Genomic DNA, 281 nt, shown 5'->3' with positions numbered 1-281 from the left:
CATTGCCTTCTTTGTCAGAAGTCGAGGAAGTGATATTTGAGCAACTTGGTTCGTTTGAGGCATTCCATACATCTGGCGGAACATCGACACTACCTGAGACTTTCGCACAAATCGATACGTTAGAATATAAAACCGTTCGCTATCATGGCCATGCCGAAAAATTTCAATTGCTCATTGATTTAGGATTATTAAATAAAGAGTGTATGGTAGAAATTGATCAACAGAACATAGCAGTAAGAGATGTGATGCGTCAGCATTTTAGCGATTTATTAGCATTAGGG

General features: G+C 38.8%; 1 protein-coding gene. It reads left to right on the top strand.

Annotation, left to right across the window (positions count from 1 at the left end):
- Window positions 1-281, top strand: a 281-nt coding sequence (locus JYB63_RS23040) for a saccharopine dehydrogenase family protein (RefSeq protein WP_374730445.1), incomplete at both ends; no start/stop codon positions are given.

Origin of the sequence: Aliamphritea spongicola (genome assembly GCF_017051665.1) — a bacterium.
GTDB lineage: Bacteria > Pseudomonadota > Gammaproteobacteria > Pseudomonadales > Balneatricaceae > Amphritea > Amphritea spongicola.
The sequence above is the reverse complement of the archived record's forward strand: the minus strand, read 5'-3'. Positions and strand labels throughout refer to the sequence as shown.